Source organism: Rudaea sp., assembly GCF_057139185.1.
Window position 1 is genome coordinate 17,342 of sequence record NZ_DBNHDN010000012.1, and the last position, 22,224, is coordinate 39,565.

Here is a 22,224-nt window from a genome sequence, read left to right on the forward strand (position 1 = left end):
GCCGCCGGGAAAAAATCCCGGCGGTTCGGGTCGGGTCCGGCGCAGGACGCGGCCGTCGGATTCATGCATCGACCAGGCGGCCGCCGAGCGCGGTCAGCAGGCTTTGTGCTGCGCCGATGCGCTCGGCCGCGCCCGGCAGTTCCATGCGGATCTTGAACTTGTCCTGGCCATCGAGCGAATACACTTTCGGCTGGCCCTGGACCAGTTTGATGACGCGCATCGGGTCGATGTTCGGCTGCGGTTTGAACAGCACGCGGCCACCGCGCTCGCCCAGTTCGAGCTTCTTGATGCCGATCGCCGTCGCCGCCAGTTTCAGCGCGGCGGCGACGAACAGATGCTTGACCGGATCGGGCAGCAGGCCGAAGCGGTCGATCATCTCGATTTGCAGCTCGCGCAGCGCCTGCGCGTCGCGTGCGCTGGCGATGCGCTTGTACAGGGTCAGGCGCGCGTGCACGTCGGCCAGGTAGTCGTCGGGAATCAGCGCGGGAATGTGCAGCTCGACTTCCGCATCGTGCTCGTTGACCAGGTCGAAATCCGGCACCTTGCCTGATTTGAGTGCGCGCACCGCGCGTTCGAGCAGTTCGGAATAGAGCGAGAAGCCGACCGCCTCGATCTGGCCCGACTGTTCCTCGCCGAGCAGTTCGCCGGCACCGCGGATTTCGAGATCGTGCGTGGCGAGGGTGAAGCCCGCGCCGAGTTCCTCGAGCGAGGCGATCGCTTCCAGGCGTTTTTCCGCATCGGCGGTGATGCTGCGCTTGTCCGGCACGATCAGGTAGGCGTAGGCGCGATGGTGCGAGCGGCCGACGCGGCCGCGCAGCTGGTGCAGCTGCGACAGGCCGAAGCGGTCGGCGCGATTGATCAGGATCGTGTTCGCGCTCGGCACGTCGATGCCGGACTCGATGATCGTCGTGCACACCAGTACGTTGAAGCGCTGGCGGTAGAAGTCGAGCATGACCTGCTCGAGCTCGCGCTCGGGCATCTGGCCGTGGGCGACGCGCAGGCGCGCTTCGGGGATCAGTTCACCGAGTTCGCGCGCGGTCTTCGCTATCGTCTCGACTTCGTTGTGCAGGAAATATACCTGGCCGCCGCGCGCGAGTTCGCGCTGGAACGCCTCCTTGATCGTCGCCGTGTCCCACGGTGCGACGAAGGTCTTCACCGCGAGGCGGTGCGAGGGCGGCGTGGCGATGATCGACAGGTCGCGCAGGCCGCTCATCGACATGTTGAGCGTGCGCGGGATCGGCGTCGCGGTCAGCGTGAGCAGGTCGACCTCGGCACGCAGTTTCTTGAGCTGCTCTTTCTGGCGCACGCCGAAACGCTGTTCTTCGTCGACGATGACGAGGCCAAGGTCCTTGAACTTGATGTCGGGCTGGAGCAGGCGGTGGGTGCCGATCATCACGTCGATCTGGCCGCTCTCGAGCCTCGCCAGGGCTTCGTTCACCTCGGCCTTCGACTTGAAGCGCGAGATCACCTCGACGCGCACCGGCCAGTCGGCGTAGCGGTCGCGGAAATTCTGATGGTGCTGCTGTGCGAGCAGCGTGGTCGGCGCGAGCAGCGCGACTTGCTTGCCCGCGGTCGCGGCGACGAATGCGGCGCGCAGCGCGACCTCGGTCTTGCCGAAGCCGACGTCGCCGCAGACGACGCGGTCCATCGACTTGCCCGAAGCGAGGTCGGCGATTACCGCCTCGATCGCGCGCAGCTGATCCGGCGTTTCCTCGAACGGGAACGAGGCGGCGAATTGCTCGTAGAGGTTGCGGTCGTAGGCGAATGCGGTGCCGCCGCGCGCTTCGCGCTGCGCGTACAGCGCGAGCAGCTCCGCGGCGACATCGCGCACCTTCTGCGCGGCCTTGCGTTTGGCCTTCTCCCAGGCCTCGCCGCCGAGCGCGTGCAGCGGCGCGAGCTCGGGCGCCGCGCCCGAATAGCGCGAAACCAGATGCAATTGAGCAACCGGCACGTAGAGCTTGTCGCCCTTCGCGTATTCGATGCTGAGGAACTCACCGCCGGCACCGCCGACGTCGAGCTTGAGCAAGCCCTGATAGCGGCCGACGCCGTGGTCGGCGTGCACGATCGGCGCACCGATCGTCAGTTCGGAAAGGTCGCGCAGGATCGCCTCGGGCTCGCGCGCCGCGTGCCTGCGCCGGCGCGTCGCGCGCGCGCGTTCGCCGTAGAGCTGGCGGTCGGTGAGCACGGTGAGCGCGGGCTCGGTCAGGGCGAAACCGTCGTCGAGCGCGGCGACGGTGATGGCGAAGCGCGGCAGCGCGTGTCCCTCTTCCTCACGCGACGGAGGAGACGGCTTCAATGCCGCGAACTCGTTCCAGGACGCGACGACCTTCGGCTGCAAATGCATCCCGATCAATTGTTCGACCAGCGCTTCGCGCCGGCCCGGCGAATCGGCGGCGATCAGCACGCGGCCCGGGTACGCGTCGAGGAAGCGCTTCAACTCCTGCGCCGGTTCCTCGCCGCGTTGGTTGAGCGGCACGTTCGGCGCAGGCTGGGTGCCGAGATCGACCGCGTGCGCGTTCGCTCCCTTGGCGACGATTTCCACGCGCAGGGTGCGGTTGAGGCGCTCGCGCAGATCCTGCGGCGGCAGGTAGAGCTCGGCGACCGGCAGGATCGGCCGCTCGAGGTCGTGCGCGCGGCTGTCGTAGCGCGTGAGCGCCTGGTGCCAGAACGTCTCGACAGCGTCGAGCGCCTGCTCGGCGAGCACGAACACGGCGTCCTCGCGCAGATAGTCGAACAACGTTTCGGTGCGTTCGAAGAACAGCGGCAGGTAGTACTCGATGCCGGCCGGGGTCGTGCCTTCCTTGATGTCCTGGTAGATCGGGCAGCGGCGCGGGTCGATCGGGAAGCGTTCGCGCAGCGTGTTGCGGAACGCCTTCACCGATTCCTCGGTCAGCGGAAATTCGCGTGCCGGGAGAAGATTGATCTGGTCGACCTTGTGCGCCGAACGCTGCGTTTCCGGATCGAAGGTGCGGATCGATTCGATCTCGCGGTCGAACAGCTCGATGCGGTAGGGTTCGTTCGTGCCCATCGGGAAAATGTCGAGCAGCGCGCCGCGCACGGCGAAGTCGCCGGGTTCCAGTACCTGCGGCACGTTGCGGTAGCCGGCTGCTTCGAGGCGGCGCTGTTCGGTGGCGAGGTCGAGCGGTTGTTTGAGTGCCAGCACCAGCGATGATCCGCCGATGAAGCTGCGCGGCGCGAGGCGCTGCATCAGCGTCGACATAGGCACGACGAGTACGCCGCGTTTCGTTGTCGGCAGGCGGTACAGTGCGGCGATGCGCTGCGAAACGATCTCCGGATGCGGCGCGAACAGGTCGTAGGGCAGCGTCTCCCAGTCGGGGAAATGCAATACCTCGATGCCGTTGCCGGCGAGCGCGCGCAGATCGGTTTCGAGCGTGTGCGCGGCGTGGGTGTCGCGCGTCACCGCGACGACGACGCCGGCATGTGCGCGCGCGGCCGCCGCGATCGCGAGGGCGAGCGCACTGCCGTGCGGCGCACTCCAGTAGCGGCGCTGCCTGGGGTCGTGCGGAAGCGGGGGCTGGAGCAGCAGGGAATCGGGCATTGCTTTCTTGGTGGATGCAGCTGCAGCGGCCTTCGTGTTCGCGCGGAACGCTCGAACGAACGCACCGCCGGCGCGGCCGTCACCTGCCGCGGAGCGCGGATTGTAGCGCGTGTGCCCGGGGCCATGCCGCTCAGCGCGAGAGCGAATGCAGGTGCGCGAAGACGAAACTCAGGTACGAGTCGAGCAGGCCCTTGTCCGGGCAATCGAGGTAGCGGCCCTTGCAGCGTTCGCGCAGGGCCGCGTTCGCGGTGAAAAACGGCCCTTTGGGTATTTCCGCGGTATCGAGAATCAGCCCGGCGAGAAAGGCGAGGTCGAGCACGGGATAGCCGTGCTTCGGCGCGGCCGGATCGTTGCTGCGGATCATGTAGTAGGTCAGCATGCGCGGATCGCCGAGACCATTCACCGCGTCCGCGCCGCGCAATCTCGCGATGTAGCCGTCGAACGAGGGCTGGTGATCACCGAAGTGGGCGAGGATCGCCGGACGGCCACTGGCGAACAGCATGGTTTGCAGGCGCGTCAGCGCTTCCAGCGAACCGGACAGGCGCGCAAGGTAGTTGCTCAGACACAGATTGAGTTTGTCGTCGAGCTGCGGAAACAGCGGATGGTCGTAGGGCTTGGGCAGTTTGGCGTAGGCGTCGCTGTGCGGGCCGTGCTGGCGCATGGTCAGCAGCATGAGAAACAGCGGCTGGTCGCTGGAGGCACGCTCGCGCCGGTATATTTTTTCCAGTTCCTGCTCGATCGCGAGATCGGAGCTTTCCCAGCCCAGGTTGAATTCCGCGGCATCGTGGAACGCGTCGAAGCCGTAGAACTCGTAGGCGCGTTTCGCGTCGAGGAAGTTCGCGCCCATCGGGTAGACCGCGATGTTGCGGTAGCCGTGTTCCTTGAGCACGCGCGGCAGCGCATAGCGCAGGTGTGGCGCGAGGTTGAACGGCGCATACAGGCCGGCGCGGCCGAACAGCGTGCTCGGCATGCCGCTGAAGAAGGTGAATTCACTCGTCCAGGTGCCGCCGCCGATCGTGTGCACCTGCAGCGGGCCGTGGGCGAGCGTGTAGGCGTCGGCGTCGAACATCGCGGAGCGGCATTCGCGGATCGTGCAGTCGGCGAGGATGGCCGGATCGAACGTGCTTTCCTCGAGCACGACGACGATATCCGGCAATCTGCGTTCGGGCGGATTCGCCGGCGGCGATTCGGGCGTCGCCGGCTCGCCCCAGTCGTAGCGATCGGCGAGCTGCGGATCCGGCGCAGGTATGTCCACGTGCATGCGATACAGGGACAGCACGAATGAGGTCAGCGGACTTGTCGAGGTGATTTCCTCCCATTCGCCTCTGGCGTGAATGTGCCGGAACGGCCCGGTCGGCGCCGCCAGGGCCCACAACGCGATCAGGCAGGCGAAGCCTCCCGCCAACTGCAGCAGCAAACGCCACCGCGTTCGGATCCGCCGCCACAGCGGCCGCTCCCAGGCGATGCAGACAGCGAGCGCGCCGAGCGCCAACGCGCCACGCAGCGCAAGCGGGTGCCAGATCTGCGGATAGTGGGCGATCACGTCCAGCGTGTTGCCGTTGCCGAAGTAGAGCAGGTCGGATGCGTACAGCAGGGTGCCGAGATAGCTCTGCTTGACCAGGCTGATCGTGCGCAGCGCGAGCACGAGCCCCGCGGCAAGCAGCAGGCCCAGGCCGATGCGGCGGGTAAAGAAGACCAGCGCGGTGGCGAGAGCCAGGGTCAGGCAGGCGCTGAACAGGACTTCGTCCGCCGTGCTTTCCCGGTTCGTGGCGCGAGCCAGCGCGAGGATGAAGGCGATCACCGCCAGGATCACGACCAGCGCATGGCGCCGGCTTGCGTTGAAGCGATGGGGGCTCGGGTGCATGGATTCAGGCCGCCGCGAACAGGAGCTGCTGCCGGACCGGCGCGAAGCTGCGCCGGTGTTGCGCGCACGGCCCCAAGCGTTCGAGCGCAGCCCGGTGCGCGGCGGTCGGATAGCCCTTGTGCTGGGCGAAGCCATAGCCGGGGAACTGCCCATCGAGCTCGCGCATGCGCGCATCGCGCGCAACCTTGGCGAGAATCGAGGCTGCGCCGATCGCGGGTTCGAGCGCGTCGCCGTCGACGATCGCGCGGCCCGCGCAGGGCAGGTCGCGCGGCAGCTTGTTGCCGTCGATCAGCGCGAACCGCGCCTGCGGTGTCAGCGCGCGCAGCGCCCGCGACATGCCGGCCAGACTGGCGTGCAGGATGTTGAGCGAATCGATCTCCTCGACACCGACTTCAATGATGCTGAAGGCGAGTGCGCGTGCGCGGATTTCCACGGCGAGTTTCTCGCGGCGGGCAGGGCTGAGCACCTTCGAATCGGCGAGTCCCGCGATCGGTCGTGCGGGGTCGAGAATCACCGCGGCGACGACGACCGGCCCCGCGAGCGGGCCGCGGCCGGCCTCGTCGACGCCGGCGATGAGCGCGGACAAGCCTTCTTCCTGCGGCGATGAAGCCGCCAGGGGAGAGGGGCAGTCTTTGTCATTCATGCAGCGCCCCCAGCTGGTAGAAGACGTAGTTCTGGTAGGAATCCAGAACCTCGGTTTTCTTGCAGTTCAGGTAGAAGCCGTCGCAGCGCTCGCGCATCAGCGCGTTGGCCTGGAAGAATGCATCCTTCTTGACCCCGGCGATATCGAGGATCAGCGACGGCGCGAAGCTCAGATCCATTTCGCGCTCGGCGTACTGATGCACGGGTTTGTAGTTGGTCTTGAGCATGTAGTAGGTGATGAAGTTCGGGTCACCGTCGGTCGCGGGCAGGTTCTTGTCCAGCGCGCGCATCGCGCCATCGAACGAGGGTTGATGGTCGCCGAAATGGAACAGCAGCAGCGGGCGGTCGGCGTCGAGCAGCTTTTTCTCGAGCGCGGCCATCGCGATATCCGAGCCTTCGAGACGTTGCAGGTAGTTGCCGAAGTTGAGATTCATCCACTCGTCCAGCGATTTCGGCGTGAACTTGCCGGGGAACAGCGGCCTGTCGTACGGTGCCGGCAGTTTTTTCAGTGGGGTCATGTGCGGACCATGCTGGCGCAGGGTCAGCATCATCACGAACAGCGGCTGCCTGGCGTTGGCCTGTTTCTCCTTGTCGTAGATCTGGTTGAACACCTGGAACAGGTCGTTGTCCGAGGACTCCCACGACAGGCCGTAGTCCTTGCCGTCGTAGAACGCATCGAAGCCGTAGTTCTTGTAGGCGTTGCGCGCGTTGATGAAATCACCGGACATCGGATAGATCGCGATCGCGCGATAGCCGGCCGCGTGCAACACGCGCGGCAAGGTGAAGTTGACGCGCGGCGCGAGATTGTACGGCGCGTAGAGGCCTGCATCACCGAAACTCAGGTGGTTGAGTCCGGTCATCAGCGCGAATTCGCTGGTCCAGGTGCCGCCGCCCCAGACGTGCACGGTCAGCGGGCCGTGTGCACGCGTACGCCCGTCGGAGACGAACATCTTGCGCCGGCACACGTCGGCGCGCGTGCAGACCTTGATCATGGCCGGGTCGAACGTGCTCTCTTCGAGTACGGCGACGATGTCTGGCAGCACGTTCCTTTCCGCCTGGCGCGGCGCGGGCGACCCGCAGGCGGAGGTGGTCTTCACGCACGATGGCGGGTTGTCGGCCGCGCCCTGCGTCCATGCAAGGCCGCTTTCTTCGTCCCTGGCGAACGCGGGAATCACGACCTGGGTCTGATAGAACGACGTGACGAAGTCGGTGAGATAGCTTTTGTCGTTCATCGCTTGCCACATGCCCTTCTCGAACACGCCGGCGAACGGGCCGCGCGGCCACAGCACGAGCGCGAGCACGCCGAGCACCACGAACGTTCCGGCGATGCGCGCGTAGCGCCGACGCGGTTGCGTCAGGCCGGCGAGGAGGCATGGTCGGTCCCAGCGCCAGGCGAACACGAGCACGGCCGGGATCGCGATCGCGGCGGCGATCGACGCGCCGAGGATCGACGGATAGTGCAGGGCGACGTCGAGCAGGTCGCGATTGACGAAGTAGACCAGATCGGGCGCCATCAGCGGCGTCGTCAGGTAGTGGAACTTCATGATGCTTGCGATCAGCAGCCCGCCGAACACCAGCGTCGGCAGCGCGAGCGCGAAGATCCAGCGCCGCGTCGACAAGGCAAGCAAGGCGACGAACGCGAGAATCAACGTCGAGGAGAACGCGCGTTCGATCCAGGTCGCCTCGCGCAGCGGGCCGAATGCGATCAGTACGAGGAAGGCGGCGAGGACGAGGGAAAAAAGGATTCTGCTTCGGCGTGGAAGCGACGCGGGTCCAGGCATCGCGGAAAGAGTGGGTGTCGGCACGGCGCAACGTTACGGGCAGTGCGTGCGCAGGTCAACGGCGAACGGTGCTGCGGTGCAGGGCCGTTCACCTCGTTGCGTGCTTGAGAGGTCGGCGCGCGCAGCGCCATGCGAGTGCGGCAAAGGCGGCGACAACGACAGGGATTTCGATTCACCCGCCGCCCAAGCCACCGCCCGTCGACGGCGGAGGGCCAGCGTCAAGCAGGTCGGCGATCGCCGCCGCGGCATCGTGCCAGGCATCGCCGCGCAACGACTCGTGGATGCGCAGGAATTCGTCCCGTGTTTCCACAGGCAAGGCACGCGCGCGCAACATCGGTGCGAGCGCGGCGGCGAGCGCGGGCGGCGTGCAATCGTCCTGCATGAGTTCGGGCACGAGGGTGTGACCGGCGAGAATGTTCGGCAGCGAATACACCGAGGTTTTCAGCATGCCCAGCGCTTTCACGATGCGGTACGTCGTCGGTGCAATGCGATAGGCGACGACCATCGGCCGCTTGGCCAGCATCGCTTCGAGCGCCGCGGTGCCCGAGGCGAGCAGGACCGCATCGGCGGCGATCATGGCGAGCTGGGATTGGGAAAGTCGGGGCCCGGGGCTCGGGATTCGGGATTCGGGTGAGAGTATCCGGATGCTTTCGTCGGCTGCAGTGTGCTGCTCTTTCGAGTCCCGAACCAGCTCGCGAATCGCCTTCTCGCACGCCGCATTCGCCGCGGGAATCACGACGCGCAAATGGGGAAATTCCTTGCGCAACTGCAGTACGGTGTCGAGAAAATCGCGACCGAGCCTCGCGATTTCGCCGAGACGACTGCCGGGCAGCATGGCAAGAACCCGTGCGTCGTCGGCGAGGCCAAGCGCACGCCGCGCGACCAGCTTGTCGGGATGCGCTGCGAATGCGTCCGCGAGCGGATGGCCGACGAAGTGCGCGTCGACGCCCTGGCGCGCGTAGATTGGCGGTTCCATCGGAAACAGGCAGAGCACGCGGTCGGCGCTGTTGCCGATCTTGGCGGCGCGACTCTCGCGCCAGGCCCAGATCGACGGACTGACGTAGTGCACGCTGCGGATGCCGGCGCGCTTCAGTTTCTTCTCGACGCCGAGATTGAAATCCGGCGCATCGATGCCGATGAAGACGTCGGGTCGTTCGCGCAGCGTGCGCTGCAGCAGATCGCGGCGCAGCGCCAGCAGCGCGGGCAGATGCTTGAGCACTTCGACGAGGCCCATGACCGACAGGCGCTCCATCGGTTGCCAGATGTCCATGCCGGCATCGCGCATGCGCTGGCCGCCGATGCCGGCGAAGCTGGCGTTCGGGAAGCGTGCCCTGAGGCCCGCGATCAGATCGGCACCGAGCAGGTCGCCCGAGGCTTCGCCGGCGACGAGGATGAAGCTTCGGGGTTCGGGACCCGGAATTCGGGAGGCGGAGGCGTCCACGGTGGCGGCTTTTTTGCCCGTCATTCCAGCTTTCGCTGGAATGACGGGAGTGCAGGCTTTCTCGAGCCCCGAGCCCCGAGCATCAGCGCGCAAGCGGCCTCTGTCCGCGCTCGATGAAGTCGAGCATTGCGCGCACGTCGGGCTCGGACTCGGCGCTGGCGGCCAGCGCGACGCGGGCTTCGTCGAGCGGCGATTTCGACACGTACAGCGTGCGGTAGGCGCGCTTGATCGCGGCGATGCGCTCGGCGGAGAAGCCACGACGCTTGAGTCCTTCCGCGTTGATGCCGCGCGGGCGGCCGTAGTCGGCGGCCATCATCACGAACGGCGGCACGTCGCCGTTGATCATGCAGTTCATGCCGACGAAGGCATGCGCGCCGATGCGGCAGAACTGATGCACGCCGGAAAAGCCCGAAAGGATCGCGAAGTCGCCGACTTCGACGTGACCGGCCAGCGTGGCGTTGTTGGAAAACACCGTGTGGTTGCCGACGATGCAATCGTGCGCGATGTGCACGTAAGCCATGATCCAGTTGCCGTCACCGATACGCGTGACTCCGCCGCCGTCGCCGGTGCCGCGGTTGATCGTGACGAATTCGCGGATCAGGTTGTCGTCGCCGATGACCAGCTCGCCGCGTTCGCCATGGTACTTCTTGTCCTGCGGATCGCCGCCGATCGCGGCGAACGAGGCGATGCGGTTGTTGCGGCCGATCCGCGTCGGGCCCTGGACGACGACGTGCGCGGCGAGCTGCGTGCCGGCACCGATCTCGACGTCCGCGCCGATCACGCTGTAGGCGCCGACATCGACGTCCGCGCCGAGTTTTGCACCCGGGCCGATCTGTGCCGTGGCGTGGATCATCAGTCGGTCTTCTCGGCGCACATCATCTCGGCTTCGGCAACGGTTTTGCCGTCGACGCTGGCGCGGCCGTGGAAGATCGCCATGCTGCGGATGATGCGCTTCAGCTGGATGTCGAGCACCAGTCGATCGCCCGGCTTGACGATCTGGCTGAACTTGGCCTTGTCGACCTTGACCAGAAAATAGAGCGGGTGCGCGCCGGGCGCGTAGGTCGAAGTCAGGTGCACGAGTACGCCGGACGCTTGCGCCAGCGCCTCGATGATGAGCACGCCGGGCATGACCGGATACCCGGGGAAATGGCCCTGGAAGAAGGGCTCGTTCATGGTCACGTTCTTGATCGCGGTCAGCGTCTTGCCCACTTCGAACGCGAGCACGCGATCGATGAGCAGGAACGGATAGCGGTGCGGCAAGATCCTGGCGATGTCGTGCGCTTCGATGGGTGCGGTGGGTGTGGTGGTCATGTTGTTCATGGCTTTGCGTCCTTCTCCAGCGCCTGTACGCGCCGGTTCAACTCATCCAGATGTTTGAAGCGCGCGGCATTGCGGCGCCAGCTGCGATTATCCTGGATCGGCGTACCCGAGGAATACTCCCCGGGCGCAAGGATCGAATGGGTGACGAGCGCCATCGAGGTGATCGTCACCTTGTCGGCGATTTCGAGATGACCGAGGATGCCGGCCCCGCCGCCGATCAGGCAGCAGCGGCCGATCCTCGCGCTGCCGGCAACGGCCGAGCAGCCGGCCATCGCCGTGTGCGCGCCGATGCGTACGTTGTGGGCGATCTGGATCTGGTTGTCCAGGCGCACGTCCTCATCGAGTACGGTGTCCTCGAGCGCGCCGCGGTCGATCGTCGTGTTGGCGCCGATCTCGCAGTCGTCGCCGACGACGACGCCGCCGAGCTGCGGCACCTTGATCCAGTGGTCTGCATCGAAGGCGAGGCCGAAACCGTCCGCGCCGAGCACGGCGCCAGGATGCACGAGCACGCGCTTGCCCAGGCGCACGCGCGCGACGAGGGTGACCCGCGCGACCAGGCGCGATTGCGCGCCGACATGGCAGTCCGTGCCGACGTGGCAGTGTGGCCCGAGCACGGCGCCGTCGCCCACGCTGGCGCCGGATTCGACCACGCAGAACGGGCCGATGCTGGCGCTCGCAGCGACCTGCGCATCGGGCGCGACGACCGCGCTGGAATGGATGCCCGGCGCGCTTGCGGGCCGGCGCTCGTACAACGCGGCGATCTTCGCATAGGCGATGTAGGGATCCCTTGCCACCAGCGCCGCGCCGGGGAAGTGCCCGGCATCGTCGGCACGCAGGATCACCGCCGCGGCGCGCGTCGTGGCCAGTTCGCCGCGATAGCGCGGATTGGCGAGGAAGCCGAGTTGCGAGGCGGTCGCCATCGCCAGCGTGGCCACACCGTCGATGCGCGTCGCGGCGTCGCCCCGCAGTTCCAGCGCAAAGCGTCCGGCGAGGTCGGCCAGGGTGTGCGTTGCCCGTGGCTCGTTCACGGTTTCGCGCTGCCTGCGTTGAGTTCTTTCAGGCGCTGCAGCACGGCGTCGGTGATGTCCATGCGCGCACTCGCGTAAAGCACGGCCTGACTGCCGACGATCATGTCGTAACCCTGTGTGCGCGCGTACTCGATCGCGGTGTCGTTGATCAGACGCAGATTGCGGTTGACTTCTTCATTGCCGCGGTTGTTGTATTCCGCGCGCGCCTCGTCGCGGCGGCGTTTGTTGTCGCGTTCGGTCGCCTCGATCTCGCGCTTGAGCGCCTCGGCGCTGTCCTTCGTCATGATCGCGCTGTCGCGTTCGTAGCGCTGCTTGAGCGCGGCGAGTTTGGCGTCGTCGGCTTTGATCGCGGCGTCCTGTCTGGCGAATTCGCGGTCAAGCCGGGCGCGGGCATCGACAAACTGGGGAGCGCTGTCGATCAGGCGCTTGACGTCGATGTAGCCGATACGCGGTGTCGCGGCCGCAGCCGTCGCAGGGGGTTGTGCCCGTATGGGTGCGGACAGCACCAGCGCTGCGATCAACGCGCACCGGGCGTAACGTCTGCTCGAACCGCTGGAATGGATCACGCGTCGGGCTCTCCGCAAATGCTTCGGCGCGCCGCTCCTGACCTCGCGACGCCGCCGCCACGGCTGACGCCCAATCTTAACCCGAGAAGGTATTTCGCGTCGCCCCGCCGCCGGCGGTCAGAACGTGCCGCCGAAGTTGAACTGCAACGTCTCCGAGATATCGCCGGGCTTCTTGACGATCGGGCGGCCGAGGTTGATCACGATCGGGCCGACCGGCGCCTGCCAGTGCAGCGACAGGCCGGTCGAGGCGCGCAGGCCGTCGTTGCCGGACCAGGAGAAGTCGCTGAAGTTCTTGTAGACGTTGCCGGCATCGACGTACCAGGAAAGGCGCGTGGAGGTCTCGTCCTTGATGAACGGCAGCGGGATGATCAGTTCGAGCGAGCCGGTCGTCTTGAACGCGCCGCCGAGCGGCTGCAGGCAGTAGTCGGCCTGGGTCAGCGAGGTGCAGCCCTGGTACAGGGTGCGGGTCGCGCTCGAGCCCAGTGTGTTGTCGCGGAAGTTGCGTACGTCGGAGACGCCACCGGCGTAGTAGTTGGCGAAGAACGGCAGGCCGAGCTTCGAGTACTTGCCGAACGCTTCGCCGTAACCGAGGTTGAGCGTGCCCTCGAGCACGAAGCCGTGCGTGATCGGGAAATACTGCTGATAGCGATAGTTGATGCGCCAGTATTCCGCGGTCGAGCCGGGCAGCGCGACCTCGATGCCGAGCGACTGCACCGAGCCGTGGGTCGGGTTGAAGTACTTGTTGCGGGTGTCGTGCGTCCAGCCGGCGGAGAAGCTCAGCTGGTGGAAGGTGTAGTGGCCGATCGCGTTGAGGTAGTCGATGATCTCGACCGGCGAGTAGTAGTTGCGGAAGATCGCGAAGTTGCCGTTGGCATCGGTCTGGTAGACCGGATTGCCGTTCGCGTCGTAGATCGGCGCGCCGTTCGCGTCCTTGGCGACGAGGTAACTGTCGTAGAAGGTGCGGATCTTGGTCTTGCTCGCGCCGAGCGAAAGGCTGACCGCATCGTTCTCGCCGATCGGTACTGCGCTGTTGGCCGAGAACGAGGCCGTGTCGTTGGTATAGTTGGCGATGTTGGCGTTGCCGTAGTCGCTCTTGGTGTAGCGTGCGCTGTAGCCCAGGCCGATGCCGCTGTCGGTGAGGTAGGGCTGGAAGTAGTTCACGCCGAACGACTGCTGGTAGTAGCTCTTCGACGCGCTGACGCCGGCCGAGTCGCCCGAACCGAGGAAGTTGTTTTCGGACACCGAGATCGACAGGATCAGCTTGTCCAGCTGTGAGTAGCCGACGCCGAAGGTGAAGCTGCCCGAGTTGGTCTCCTCGACCTTGACCTTTATGTCGATCTGGTCGTCGGTTCCCGGCACGCGCGGTGTCGAGATGTCGACCTTCTTGAAGTAGCCCAGGCGCTGCAGGCGGATCTTCGAGCGGTCGATCGCGGCCTGCGAGTACCACGCACCTTCGAGCTGGCGCATCTCGCGGCGCATGACTTCGTCTTCGGTGCGGCCGTTGCCGGCGAACTCGATGCGGCGCACATACACGCGCTTGCCCGGGTTGATGAAGAAGTTGATGCCGACGGTGAGCTTGTCCTTGTCCGGGGTCGGGATCGGGGTGACCTGAGCGAAGGCGTAGCCGATGTTGGCGAGCACCGCGGTCATCTGCTCGGAGGCCTTCTGCACCTTCTGCCGCGAGAACACGTCACCCGGCTTGAAGTCGATGAACTTGCGCATCTCGTCTTCGCTGACGACGAGGGTGCCGGAGAGCTGCACGTCGGAGATCTTGTAGACCTGGCCCTCGGTCATCGACGCGGTCAGGTACATGTCGCGCTTGTCCGGGCTGATCGAGACCTCGGTCGAGTCGAGGCTGTAGTCGAGATAGCCACGGTCGAGGTAGAACGACTGCAGCTTCTCGAGGTCGCCGGTCAGTTTCTCGCGCGAGTACTGGTCGTCGCGCGAGTACCACGAGGTCCAGTTCGTCGTGTCGGACTCGAAATCGCCGCGGATATCGCCGCTCGGGAACGTCTTGTTGCCGACCAGGTCGATGCTCTTGATCTTGGCCACCTTGCCTTCGGCAATGTTGATCGACAGCTCGACGCGGTTGCGGTCGAGGTTGATCACCGTCGGCTTGATCGTGACGTTGTACTTGCCGCGGTTGTAGTACTGGCGGGTCAGTTCCTGGGTCACGCGGTCGAGCGAGAGGCGGTCGAACGGCTCGCCTTCGGAGAGGCCGATGTCCTTGAGGCCCTTGAGCAGATCTTCTTCCTTGAGGTCCTTGTTGCCCTTGAGCTGGATCTTCGAGATCGCCGGGCGCTCCTTGACCGAGATGACGAGGATGTTGCCCTGGCGGCCGAGCTGGACGTCGGTGAAGAAGCCGGTCTTGTACAGCGCGCGCACGGCCTGCTGGGCTCGTTCGGTGGTGACGGTATCGCCTTTTTCGACCGGCAGGTAAGTGAACACGGTGCCGGCGGAAATGCGTTGCAGTCCGTCAATGCGGATGTCGGAGGCGACGAAGGGATCGATGGCGTGAGCTTTGGCGGTGAGGCAGGCAAACAAAACTAGGGCGGCGATACGCTTCATCGTCACTTCCAGACAAAAATGGACCGGCGAGCCGGGGTGAAAATCGGGAAAAACACGGGTTGTTCGTCCCCGGCGGGACTGGGGCGGGCAATTATCCGCCCTCGCTGCGGTTTTATGAAGTCACCAGGCGCACGATGTCGTTGAAGAACGCCAGGCTCATCAAGGATACCAGCAGAGCCAGGCCGACATATTGGCCGGCAATCAGTGTACGTTCGCTGACCGGACTGCCCTTGATCCACTCGGCCAGGTACATGACGATGTGGCCGCCGTCGAGGATCGGAATCGGCAGCAGGTTGAGGATGCCCAGACTCAGGCTGATCACGGCCAAAAAGGACAGGAACCAGGCCAGGCCCTCGTTTGCCGAGGCGTTTGCGACCTGGGCAATCGAGATCACGCTGGACAGGTTCCTGGTCGAGGCTTCGCCGACGACCATGCTCTTGATCATGCCGAGCATCGAGGCGGTCTGCCTCCAGGTTTCGGCGAATGCCGCCGGCACGGCGGCCAGCGGGCCGAAATGTTCCACGGCATCGCGTGTGCGCTCTTGCCAGGCAACGCCGAGCATCCAACGCGTCTGGCCGTTGCGTGTGCGTTGCTCGGCGGTGGGGGTCAGTGCCACTTGCTTGCCTTCACGCTCGACGAGCAGCGAAATCCGCGGGTTTTTCGCCGCCTCCTCACTGAGCAGGCGCGAAACCTGCGGGGCGTCGACGACGGTCTGCCCGTTGAGGCTGAGGATGCGGTCGCCGGACTCTAGTCCGCCACGCGCGGCCGGCGTGTCGGCCTCGACCTGACCGACCACGGGGGCCAGCGGCGCCCCGCTGATGCCGATTTTTTCGTATACGGCGGCGCTGTCCGGTGCGCCGGGCGGCAGTTTGCTCAAGGCCAACGTCACCGCGCGGGACTGACCCCGGGCGTCGGCAACCTCGATCGCGGTATCGCGGTGCAGCGCCGCGGCCTCGTAGATGGCCTGCATCGCGTTGCTCATCGAGTCGACTTTCTCGCCGCCGACCGCGAGGAGGCGGTCGCCTGCGGCGAGACCCGCTTCGGCAGCCAGGCCCTTCGGCGGGCCGATCACCGGTTGGTAGTCGGGTCGACCGATCACGAACATCGCCCAGAATGCGGCGATCGTGAACAAGATGTTGAATGCGGGGCCGGCTGCGGCGATCGCGATGCGCTGCCACGGCGGTTTCGAGTAGAACTCCCCTGGCTCGCGCGCCGCGGTGACGGGGTCGTCGGCCTCGCGCTGGTCGAGGAACTTGACGTAGCCGCCGAGCGGAATCGCACCGATCGCCCACTCCGTGCCGTCGCGCCGGAACGAGGCGATCGGCTGGCCGAAGCCGATCGAGAAGCGCAGCACGCGCACGCCGCAGCGTCGCGCGACCCAGTAGTGGCCGAATTCGTGGAAGGTCACGAGCACACCGAGGGTGACGGCGAGCCAGAAGATGGAACCGAAAAATTCGCTCATGAGGACATCAAACCGAAGGAACAACGTCGCTCCCCGTCTGTCGGGGGAGGCGGAACGGAAGGAAAATCAGCAAAAACCGTGGCGCATCTTAATTTGTGCGGTTCTGCGGGCCGTTAAATCCACGTAAAGCAGGTGTTCGAGACCCGCCACCGGTTCAGCAGAGATTGCGGCGAGGGTGGCTTCGATCAACTCCGCGATCGCGAGAAATGGCAGGCTGCCTTCGAGGAACGCGGCGACCGCGACCTCGTTCGCCGCATTGAGCACGGTCGGCGCCGTGCCGCCGACTTCGAGCGCGCGGTAGGCGAGGTCCAGGCAGCGGAACGTGTCGCGCGCGGGCGCTTCGAACCGCAGCGCGCCGGCGGCGACAAGATCGAGCGGGGCGACGCCGGCCTCGATGCGCTCGGGCCAGGCCAGTGCGTGCGCGAGCGCGGTGCGCATGTCCGGATTGCCGAGCTGGGCGAGTACCGAGCCGTCCGCGAATTCGACCAGCGAATGCACGAGGCTCTGCGGGTGCACGACGACCTCGATTTGCGCCGGCGTCGCACCGAACAGCCAGTGCGCCTCGATCACCTCGAGACCCTTGTTCATCAGCGTCGCCGAATCGACCGAGATTTTGCGGCCCATGCTCCATTTCGGGTGCGCGCAGGCCTGGTCGGGCGTGATCGCGGCGAGTTCCGCGCGATTCTTGCCGCGGAACGGGCCGCCGGACGCGGTCAGCAGGATGCGACGGGCCCCGGCTTGCGCAAGATCGAGCCCGCGGCCCGGCAGGCACTGGAAGATCGCATTGTGCTCGGAATCGATCGGAATCAGCTCGCCACCGCCGTCACGAATCGCATCGAGCAGAAGCGGGCCGGCCATCACGACCGACTCCTTGTTTGCGAGCAGCAGGCGTTTGCCCGCGCGCGCGGCGGCCAGTGTGGATTCCAGGCCCGCAGCGCCGACGATCGCGGCAACGACGCTGTCGCACGACTCGCTCGCGGCCGCTTCGCTCAGCGCCGCGGTGCCGGCGGCGGCGCGCGTGGACAGGCCGGCCGCGGCCAGCTTGTCGCGCAGCGAAGTTTCCAGCGCCGCGTCGGCGATCACCGCGAGATCGGGCCGGAAGCGCACGCACAAGGCGACGAGTTCGTCGACCTTGCGGTGCGCGGCGAGCACGCTTGCGCGAAACCGTTCGGGATGGCGCGCGATCACATCGAGCGCGCTCGCGCCGATCGAGCCGGTCGCGCCGAGTACCGCGACCCTCCTCATAGTCCCAGCAGGGCCTTGCCCAGCGCGAAGAACGGCAGCGCGGCAAACACGCCGTCGAGGCGGTCGCAGACGCCGCCATGGCCGGGAAAAAGATTGCCCGAGTCCTTCACTCCCGCGTGCCGCTTGATCAGGCTTTCGAACAGGTCACCGACGACCGAAAACGCGACGCTTATAAGGGCGACGAGGACGAGCAGCACGAGTGTCACGCCGCGTACGTCGAGCAGCCAGCCACCGATCGCGGCGAACACGGCCGAGCCGATCAGCGCGCCGTACAGCCCTTCGCGGGTTTTGCCCGGACTGATGTTCGGCGCGAGTTTGGTTCTGCCCCAGCGGCTGCCGGCGAAGTAGGCGATCGAATCGGCGGACCAGACCATGAACATCGCATACAGCGCCCAGGTGTGCGGGATGGCTTGCGTCTGGTGGATGCGCATCAAGCCTGCGAACGCCGGCAGGATCGCGAGCATGCCGGCGGCGAGTTTGAGTGCGGTGTGCTCGCGTGTCGGCGATGCGGCAAACGAAAAGTTCTTGAGCCAGAAAATCATCGCGATCCAGGCGATGCAACCCAGGATGATGAAGGCCCACCACAACGTGATGCTCGAGGTGAAATACAGCGCGAGCATTGCGCCGACTCCGATCGCGACCGCGACCGCGCGCCACGGGCGCGAGCGCATGCCCGACATCCGCGTCCATTCCCACATGCCGATGCCGCAAATCAGGCCGATGCTGCCGACAAAGGCCGGCGTCGGCACGAACAGCATCAGGGCAATTCCCAGCGGGGCGAGCAGCAGCGCCGTTATGATCCTTTGCTTCAATGTGCCCCCGAATATGCGCTTGAAACCTGGGCACTCGTTTTACCATATCGCCGTTCGCGCGCGGCAAAATCGGCGATCGCCGCGTCGAGGTGGTCGGCATCGAAGTCCGGCCAGAGCGCGTCGGAGAAGACCAGTTCGGCATAGGCAAGCTGCCAGAGCAGGAAATTGCTCACGCGCTTCTCGCCGCCGGTACGGATGAACAGGTCGAGCGGTGGCAGGTCGGCGAGGGCGAAGTGGCTGCCAAGCTGCGCCTCGTCGATCCGTGTCGCGTCGATTTCCCCGCGCACGGCGGCCTGGGCGACCTGCCGCGCCGCCTGCGCGATGTCCCAGCGGCCGCCGTAGTTGACCGCGATGTTGAGCGCGAGCTTGGTGTTGCCCGTGGTCTTGTCCATCGCCGCGAGCATGCGCTCGCGCAGCGCCGGCGCGAACGCGGCCAGCTCGCCGATGAAGCGGATGCGCACGCCATGGCCATGCAATTCGCCGACTTCGCGATCCAGCGCCTTGAGGAACAGCTCCATCAGCGCGCCGACCTCGTCCTTCGGTCGCTGCCAGTTTTCCGAGGAGAACGCGAACAGGGTCAGCGCTTCGATGCCGCGACGCAGGCAGGCCTCGATGATCGCGCGCACGGCCTTCTGTCCGGCACGATGGCCGAATGTGCGCGGGCGGTGGCGCTGCTTGGCCCAGCGGCCGTTGCCGTCCATGACGATGGCCACATGACGTGGGACTTTGGTTGGATTTTCCACTCGCGCTGTTCTTCGCTCGTCATTCCCGCACAGGCGGGAATCCAGTTCTTTTTTTCGCTCATCGTTCCGGCGAAAGCCGGAACCCAGTGTTTTTGCTTTTGATCTTGGGTTTGCGAAGAGCCAGAGCTTCCACTTGCCTTCCAGGCGAGCGGGTTACTTTCTTTGCTCGTGCAAAGAAAGGTAACCAAGGAAACACGCCACGGATGCCGCGCCCTCCGCGCTGCGGGTACGCCTGGGTTCGCTCGACGTACATTCCTGTACGTTGGCGAACTCGCACGCATCCTGCGCGCGATCCTTGCGGACGATTCCGTCATGCCGTGGCCGCGGCAAACGGGGCCCGAAGATCAAAAAATGCCTGCACCGCGTCATTCCCGCTTTCACGGGAAAGACGATCAATTTGGCTCTTACATCGCCATCAATTCGTCTTCCTTGGCCTTGACCACGCCGTCGACGTCCTTGACGAACTTGTCGGTGAGCTTTTGCATGTCGTCTTCGGCGCGGCGTTCCTCGTCTTCGGTGATCTTCTTGTCCTTGAGCAGTTCCTTGACCTGATGCAGCGCGTCGCGGCGCACGTTGCGGATCGCGATCTTCGCGTTCTCGCCTTCGTGGGAGACGTGCTTGGACAGTTCCTTGCGCCGCTCCTGGGTGAGCGCCGGGATGTTGATGCGGATCACCGTGCCGGCCGTGGTCGGGGTGAAGCCCAGGTTCGCTGCGATGATGGCCTTCTCGACCGCGGGCACCATCGGTTTTTCCCATGGCGTGATCGTCAGTGAACGCGCGTCGGCGACGGCGATGTTGGCGACCTGGCTGATCGGCACGTCGGAGCCGTAGTAGTTGACCTTGAGGTGATCGACCAGGGCGGTGCTGGCGCGGCCGGTGCGCAGGCGCGTGAGTTCATGCTTGAGCGCGTCGACGCTCTTGGTCATGCGCGTTTGCGCGTCCGATTTGATGTTGTTGAGCATGACGACCTCCGCGTCTCTGGTGAAGATTGCGGAGTATAGCAGCGGCGTCGCAGCTGACGCGGGCGGCCGAGGCCGTCGGCAGGTGCGCGGGCGCCGGGGTAGCGGCGCGGCGGATCGCGATGCAGGCATTCCAGCGCGATCGCCTCGAGGTCGTGCGGGTGGTGGACGCAAGCGCCCGCAGCGGCGCGGGAACGGTCTCGCGCACGAGTTGCAGGTTTGACTGTGACATATCGGCGAGACGCGGCGGACGACTGGCAAGGGGAGCGTAGAGGATCGTGCCCGGCCAGCCCCAAGATGTCCGCTGCGGGTACGAGGTTTAACGGGTCCACCGGGACCTGCGCTGATGTCGTGCAGCTGGGGATGCAGGAGATCTCCCCGGCGTTTTCGTCGGCGCCGACCGCGTCGCCCGGGTCGAGCTGCGGGGGCGGCCGAAGGCGGTCGCGTGGTCAACACCATTCTCGCCGATCGACACGTTGCCGGGCTTGAGTCCCGGATACAGCACGTCGAACCGGCGCACGCGCTCGATCGCCTCGGCGACGGTTCGCGTGTTCACGGCGGCTGGCTCTTTCGCGTCAGGACCGTGTGCAAGATTGCCTGTTCCGCCCGCAGTTGCTCGTGCGATGTGACCGTGTCGACGAGTTCCTCGCCCGCAAGCTCGCGCAAGCGCTTGAGCGCGACGAGCAACGCAAGCGGGCGCGAGGACAGCGCCTGCGCCGCGGCGTCGAGTTCGCCGGGTGCCGGTTCGCAGGCGAGGAACGGCTCGAGCGCATCGTACATGGCGAGATGCCCGCCGCGCTGTACTTCCGCGCGCAACCCGCGCAACGCCCGGGCGACGACTTCCAGGGCGAAACCGCGTTCGTAAGCCTGCGCGGGTGTCGTCGTTTCGCTATCGGCGAAGTCGCGCAGATAGCGGGCTTCCAGCTCTGCCGGGACGGCGGCGTCGTCGTTGTGGGCGTCGATGGGTTCGCGCCAGTCGCGACCGAGAAAGGCCTCCAGGCGTTCGAGCAGATAGAGACGGAACTGGCCACGTTCGAGGGCCGCGCGATGGTCGCGGAAATCACGCGTCAGGCTGCCGATGAAGCTGTGCGCGATGTCTTCCGCGATCGCCGGGGCATGGCCGCTGCGGCGGGTATAGGCGTAGACCGGATACCAGTAGCGTTGCACGAGCTCGGCCAGCGCGACCCGCGCCTCACCCGGCGCGGTCGCGGCGGTCCGTGTGAAGACCGACCAGCGTGTGGTCGCGAAACGATCGATGCGATGGCTGGGCGAAGACATCATGGCCGCTCGATTCGACAGGGCTCAACGCATCTTCACGATTCAGCGTCGTCGATTACATCGCGGCCACCGGCGACGGTTCACGGGCAGTTTTTCATTGCATCGCCACACCGAGGGCTTTGCGCAACTCGAGCATTTCCGATTCGAGATCCTCGCCTCCGTTCGTCGTCTGCATGAGCTCCTCACGCACGAGTTCGCGCAATCGATGGCGCAGCCGGTGTACCGCCACGGCCAGGGTGTTGCGCCGCACGTTGAGGGTGGCGGCGGCGCGCGCGTAGTCGTCTTCGTCCGGACGCTCGATGAGGAATTCCTGCAGTCGATCGAACCACTCGAGCCTGCCTCCCTGTTCCGCTTCGTTGCGCAGCCTGGCGAGGGCGGCGTCGAGCACGGCAACTGCCCAACTGCGTTCGAATGCCGCTTCCGGCGTCGCTTCGGAAGACGCGGCCCGGATATTGTCCCCGCTCTCGGTCAGCAACGGCTCGAAATGAACGCCGCCGCCGCGCTTGAGCGTCTGATCTCCGACGTCGGCATTGATCAGGAAACGTTTCAGCGCGGTGAGCAGGAACGCGCGGAAACGCCCGCGGGCCGGGTCCGCGTGGACGTGCCAGGCCAGTTCGAGAAAGCGCGTGAAGAAAGCCTGCGCGAGATCCTCGGCCGTATCGGGTGCATAACCGCGGCTGCGGATGTAGGCGAGCACCGGCGGGCGATAGGTGCGGCACAAGGATTCCAGGGCCGCGCGCTGCTCAGTGCCGCTGCGGGCACGCAGCACCACGCTCCAGCGAGTCGTGTCGAATTGGGCCATCCGCCGATTTCCGGTACAAATCCCAGTGCATACGCGAGTCTGCCACAAATTCCCGGGATCTGTCGGCGGCTTTCGTCAGAGAAGGCCGCACCGGCGCAGCGGTATGCCGCTCGCGGACGCGTGAGATGTGTCGGGCACGGGCTGCTTGGTCCGC

Annotated in this window: 17 protein-coding genes; all 17 read right to left on the bottom strand. The window is 65.8% G+C overall.

Features of this window, described 5'->3' with window-relative positions:
• Nucleotides 1-61 precede the first annotated feature (61 nt).
• The 17 genes from mfd to AC16HO_RS04435 all read right to left on the bottom strand — a co-directional run bounded on the left by mfd (nucleotide 62) and on the right by AC16HO_RS04435 (nucleotide 22,070).
• A complete protein-coding gene (gene mfd / locus AC16HO_RS04355) occupies nucleotides 62-3,559 on the bottom strand; it encodes a transcription-repair coupling factor (RefSeq protein WP_395641766.1) in 3,498 nt (1,165 codons plus the stop codon).
• A 130-nt stretch (nucleotides 3,560-3,689) separates the two neighbouring features.
• On the bottom strand, nucleotides 3,690-5,423 hold the full coding sequence (locus AC16HO_RS04360; RefSeq protein WP_395641767.1) for a sulfatase-like hydrolase/transferase: 1,734 nt from the start codon (nucleotides 5,421-5,423) through the stop codon (nucleotides 3,690-3,692).
• 4 nt (nucleotides 5,424-5,427) lie between these two features.
• Complete coding sequence (gene rnhB / locus AC16HO_RS04365) at nucleotides 5,428-6,066, bottom strand: ribonuclease HII (RefSeq protein WP_395641768.1); 639 nt, start codon at nucleotides 6,064-6,066, stop codon at nucleotides 5,428-5,430.
• On the bottom strand, nucleotides 6,059-7,846 hold the full coding sequence (locus tag AC16HO_RS04370; protein WP_395641769.1) for a sulfatase-like hydrolase/transferase: 1,788 nt from the start codon (nucleotides 7,844-7,846) through the stop codon (nucleotides 6,059-6,061). The genes rnhB and AC16HO_RS04370 overlap by 8 nt, the downstream gene beginning before the upstream one ends.
• Nucleotides 7,847-8,018: 172 nt before the next feature.
• On the bottom strand, nucleotides 8,019-9,311 hold the full coding sequence (gene lpxB / locus AC16HO_RS04375; protein ID WP_395641770.1) for a lipid-A-disaccharide synthase: 1,293 nt from the start codon (nucleotides 9,309-9,311) through the stop codon (nucleotides 8,019-8,021).
• Nucleotides 9,312-9,369: 58 nt separating this feature from the next.
• Nucleotides 9,370-10,140: an acyl-ACP--UDP-N-acetylglucosamine O-acyltransferase gene (gene lpxA, locus AC16HO_RS04380; protein ID WP_395641771.1), complete on the bottom strand. Its 771-nt coding sequence runs from the start codon at nucleotides 10,138-10,140 to the stop codon at nucleotides 9,370-9,372.
• Entirely contained in the window at nucleotides 10,140-10,598 is a 459-nt protein-coding gene (gene fabZ, locus AC16HO_RS04385; protein WP_395642154.1) for a 3-hydroxyacyl-ACP dehydratase FabZ, read from the bottom strand. The genes lpxA and fabZ overlap by 1 nt, the downstream gene beginning before the upstream one ends.
• Nucleotides 10,599-10,603: 5 nt before the next feature.
• Nucleotides 10,604-11,635, bottom strand: a complete 1,032-nt coding sequence (lpxD, locus tag AC16HO_RS04390) for a UDP-3-O-(3-hydroxymyristoyl)glucosamine N-acyltransferase (protein ID WP_395641772.1) — start codon at nucleotides 11,633-11,635, stop codon at nucleotides 10,604-10,606.
• Nucleotides 11,632-12,201 carry an OmpH/Skp family outer membrane protein gene (locus AC16HO_RS04395; protein ID WP_395641773.1) on the bottom strand — a complete coding sequence of 190 codons (570 nt, stop codon included), beginning with the start codon at nucleotides 12,199-12,201 and terminating at the stop codon, nucleotides 11,632-11,634. Before AC16HO_RS04395 ends, lpxD begins: the two co-directional genes overlap by 4 nt.
• Before the next feature lie 117 nt (nucleotides 12,202-12,318).
• Nucleotides 12,319-14,769, bottom strand: a complete 2,451-nt coding sequence (gene bamA / locus AC16HO_RS04400; protein WP_395641774.1) for an outer membrane protein assembly factor BamA — start codon at nucleotides 14,767-14,769, stop codon at nucleotides 12,319-12,321.
• Between the two features lie 112 nt (nucleotides 14,770-14,881).
• Entirely contained in the window at nucleotides 14,882-16,231 is a 1,350-nt protein-coding gene (gene rseP / locus AC16HO_RS04405) for an RIP metalloprotease RseP (protein ID WP_395641775.1), read from the bottom strand.
• A gap of 66 nt (nucleotides 16,232-16,297) precedes the next feature.
• Nucleotides 16,298-17,476 (bottom strand): 1-deoxy-D-xylulose-5-phosphate reductoisomerase, encoded by a 1,179-nt coding sequence (locus tag AC16HO_RS04410; protein ID WP_395641776.1) that lies wholly within the window; start codon nucleotides 17,474-17,476, stop codon nucleotides 16,298-16,300.
• Nucleotides 17,473-18,288 (bottom strand): phosphatidate cytidylyltransferase, encoded by an 816-nt coding sequence (locus AC16HO_RS04415; protein ID WP_395641777.1) that lies wholly within the window; start codon nucleotides 18,286-18,288, stop codon nucleotides 17,473-17,475. Before AC16HO_RS04415 ends, AC16HO_RS04410 begins: the two co-directional genes overlap by 4 nt.
• Nucleotides 18,285-19,031 carry a polyprenyl diphosphate synthase gene (gene uppS / locus AC16HO_RS04420; RefSeq protein WP_395641778.1) on the bottom strand — a complete coding sequence of 249 codons (747 nt, stop codon included), beginning with the start codon at nucleotides 19,029-19,031 and terminating at the stop codon, nucleotides 18,285-18,287. The genes AC16HO_RS04415 and uppS overlap by 4 nt, the downstream gene beginning before the upstream one ends.
• A 404-nt stretch (nucleotides 19,032-19,435) precedes the next feature.
• The gene (gene frr / locus AC16HO_RS04425; RefSeq protein WP_395641779.1) at nucleotides 19,436-19,993 is read right to left on the bottom strand and encodes a ribosome recycling factor; all 558 of its coding nucleotides are present in this window, start codon (nucleotides 19,991-19,993) and stop codon (nucleotides 19,436-19,438) included.
• A gap of 549 nt (nucleotides 19,994-20,542) precedes the next feature.
• A complete protein-coding gene (locus AC16HO_RS04430; RefSeq protein ID WP_484335303.1) occupies nucleotides 20,543-21,268 on the bottom strand; it encodes a hypothetical protein in 726 nt (241 codons plus the stop codon).
• 94 nt (nucleotides 21,269-21,362) lie between these two features.
• Nucleotides 21,363-22,070: an RNA polymerase sigma factor gene (locus tag AC16HO_RS04435; RefSeq protein WP_395641781.1), complete on the bottom strand. Its 708-nt coding sequence runs from the start codon at nucleotides 22,068-22,070 to the stop codon at nucleotides 21,363-21,365.
• Nucleotides 22,071-22,224: the final 154 nt, after the last annotated feature.

Bases quoted from the DNA above. Each gene is read 5' to 3' on its own strand.
- AC16HO_RS04360 (WP_395641767.1), bottom strand. From the start codon at position 5,423: ATGCACCCGAGCCCCCATCGCTTCAACGCAAGCCGGCGCCATGCGCTG.
- bamA (WP_395641774.1), bottom strand. From the start codon at position 14,769: ATGAAGCGTATCGCCGCCCTAGTTTTGTTTGCCTGCCTCACCGCCAAA.
- lpxB (WP_395641770.1), bottom strand. From the start codon at position 9,311: ATGACGGGCAAAAAAGCCGCCACCGTGGACGCCTCCGCCTCCCGAATT.
- rseP (WP_395641775.1), bottom strand. From the start codon at position 16,231: ATGAGCGAATTTTTCGGTTCCATCTTCTGGCTCGCCGTCACCCTCGGT.
- rnhB (WP_395641768.1), bottom strand. From the start codon at position 6,066: ATGAATGACAAAGACTGCCCCTCTCCCCTGGCGGCTTCATCGCCGCAG.
- AC16HO_RS04370 (WP_395641769.1), bottom strand. From the start codon at position 7,846: ATGCCTGGACCCGCGTCGCTTCCACGCCGAAGCAGAATCCTTTTTTCC.
- frr (WP_395641779.1), bottom strand. From the start codon at position 19,993: ATGCTCAACAACATCAAATCGGACGCGCAAACGCGCATGACCAAGAGC.
- AC16HO_RS04410 (WP_395641776.1), bottom strand. From the start codon at position 17,476: ATGAGGAGGGTCGCGGTACTCGGCGCGACCGGCTCGATCGGCGCGAGC.
- AC16HO_RS04435 (WP_395641781.1), bottom strand. From the start codon at position 22,070: ATGGCCCAATTCGACACGACTCGCTGGAGCGTGGTGCTGCGTGCCCGC.
- fabZ (WP_395642154.1), bottom strand. From the start codon at position 10,598: ATGACCACCACACCCACCGCACCCATCGAAGCGCACGACATCGCCAGG.
- AC16HO_RS04430 (WP_484335303.1), bottom strand. From the start codon at position 21,268: ATGTCTTCGCCCAGCCATCGCATCGATCGTTTCGCGACCACACGCTGG.
- lpxA (WP_395641771.1), bottom strand. From the start codon at position 10,140: ATGATCCACGCCACGGCACAGATCGGCCCGGGTGCAAAACTCGGCGCG.
- mfd (WP_395641766.1), bottom strand. From the start codon at position 3,559: ATGCCCGATTCCCTGCTGCTCCAGCCCCCGCTTCCGCACGACCCCAGG.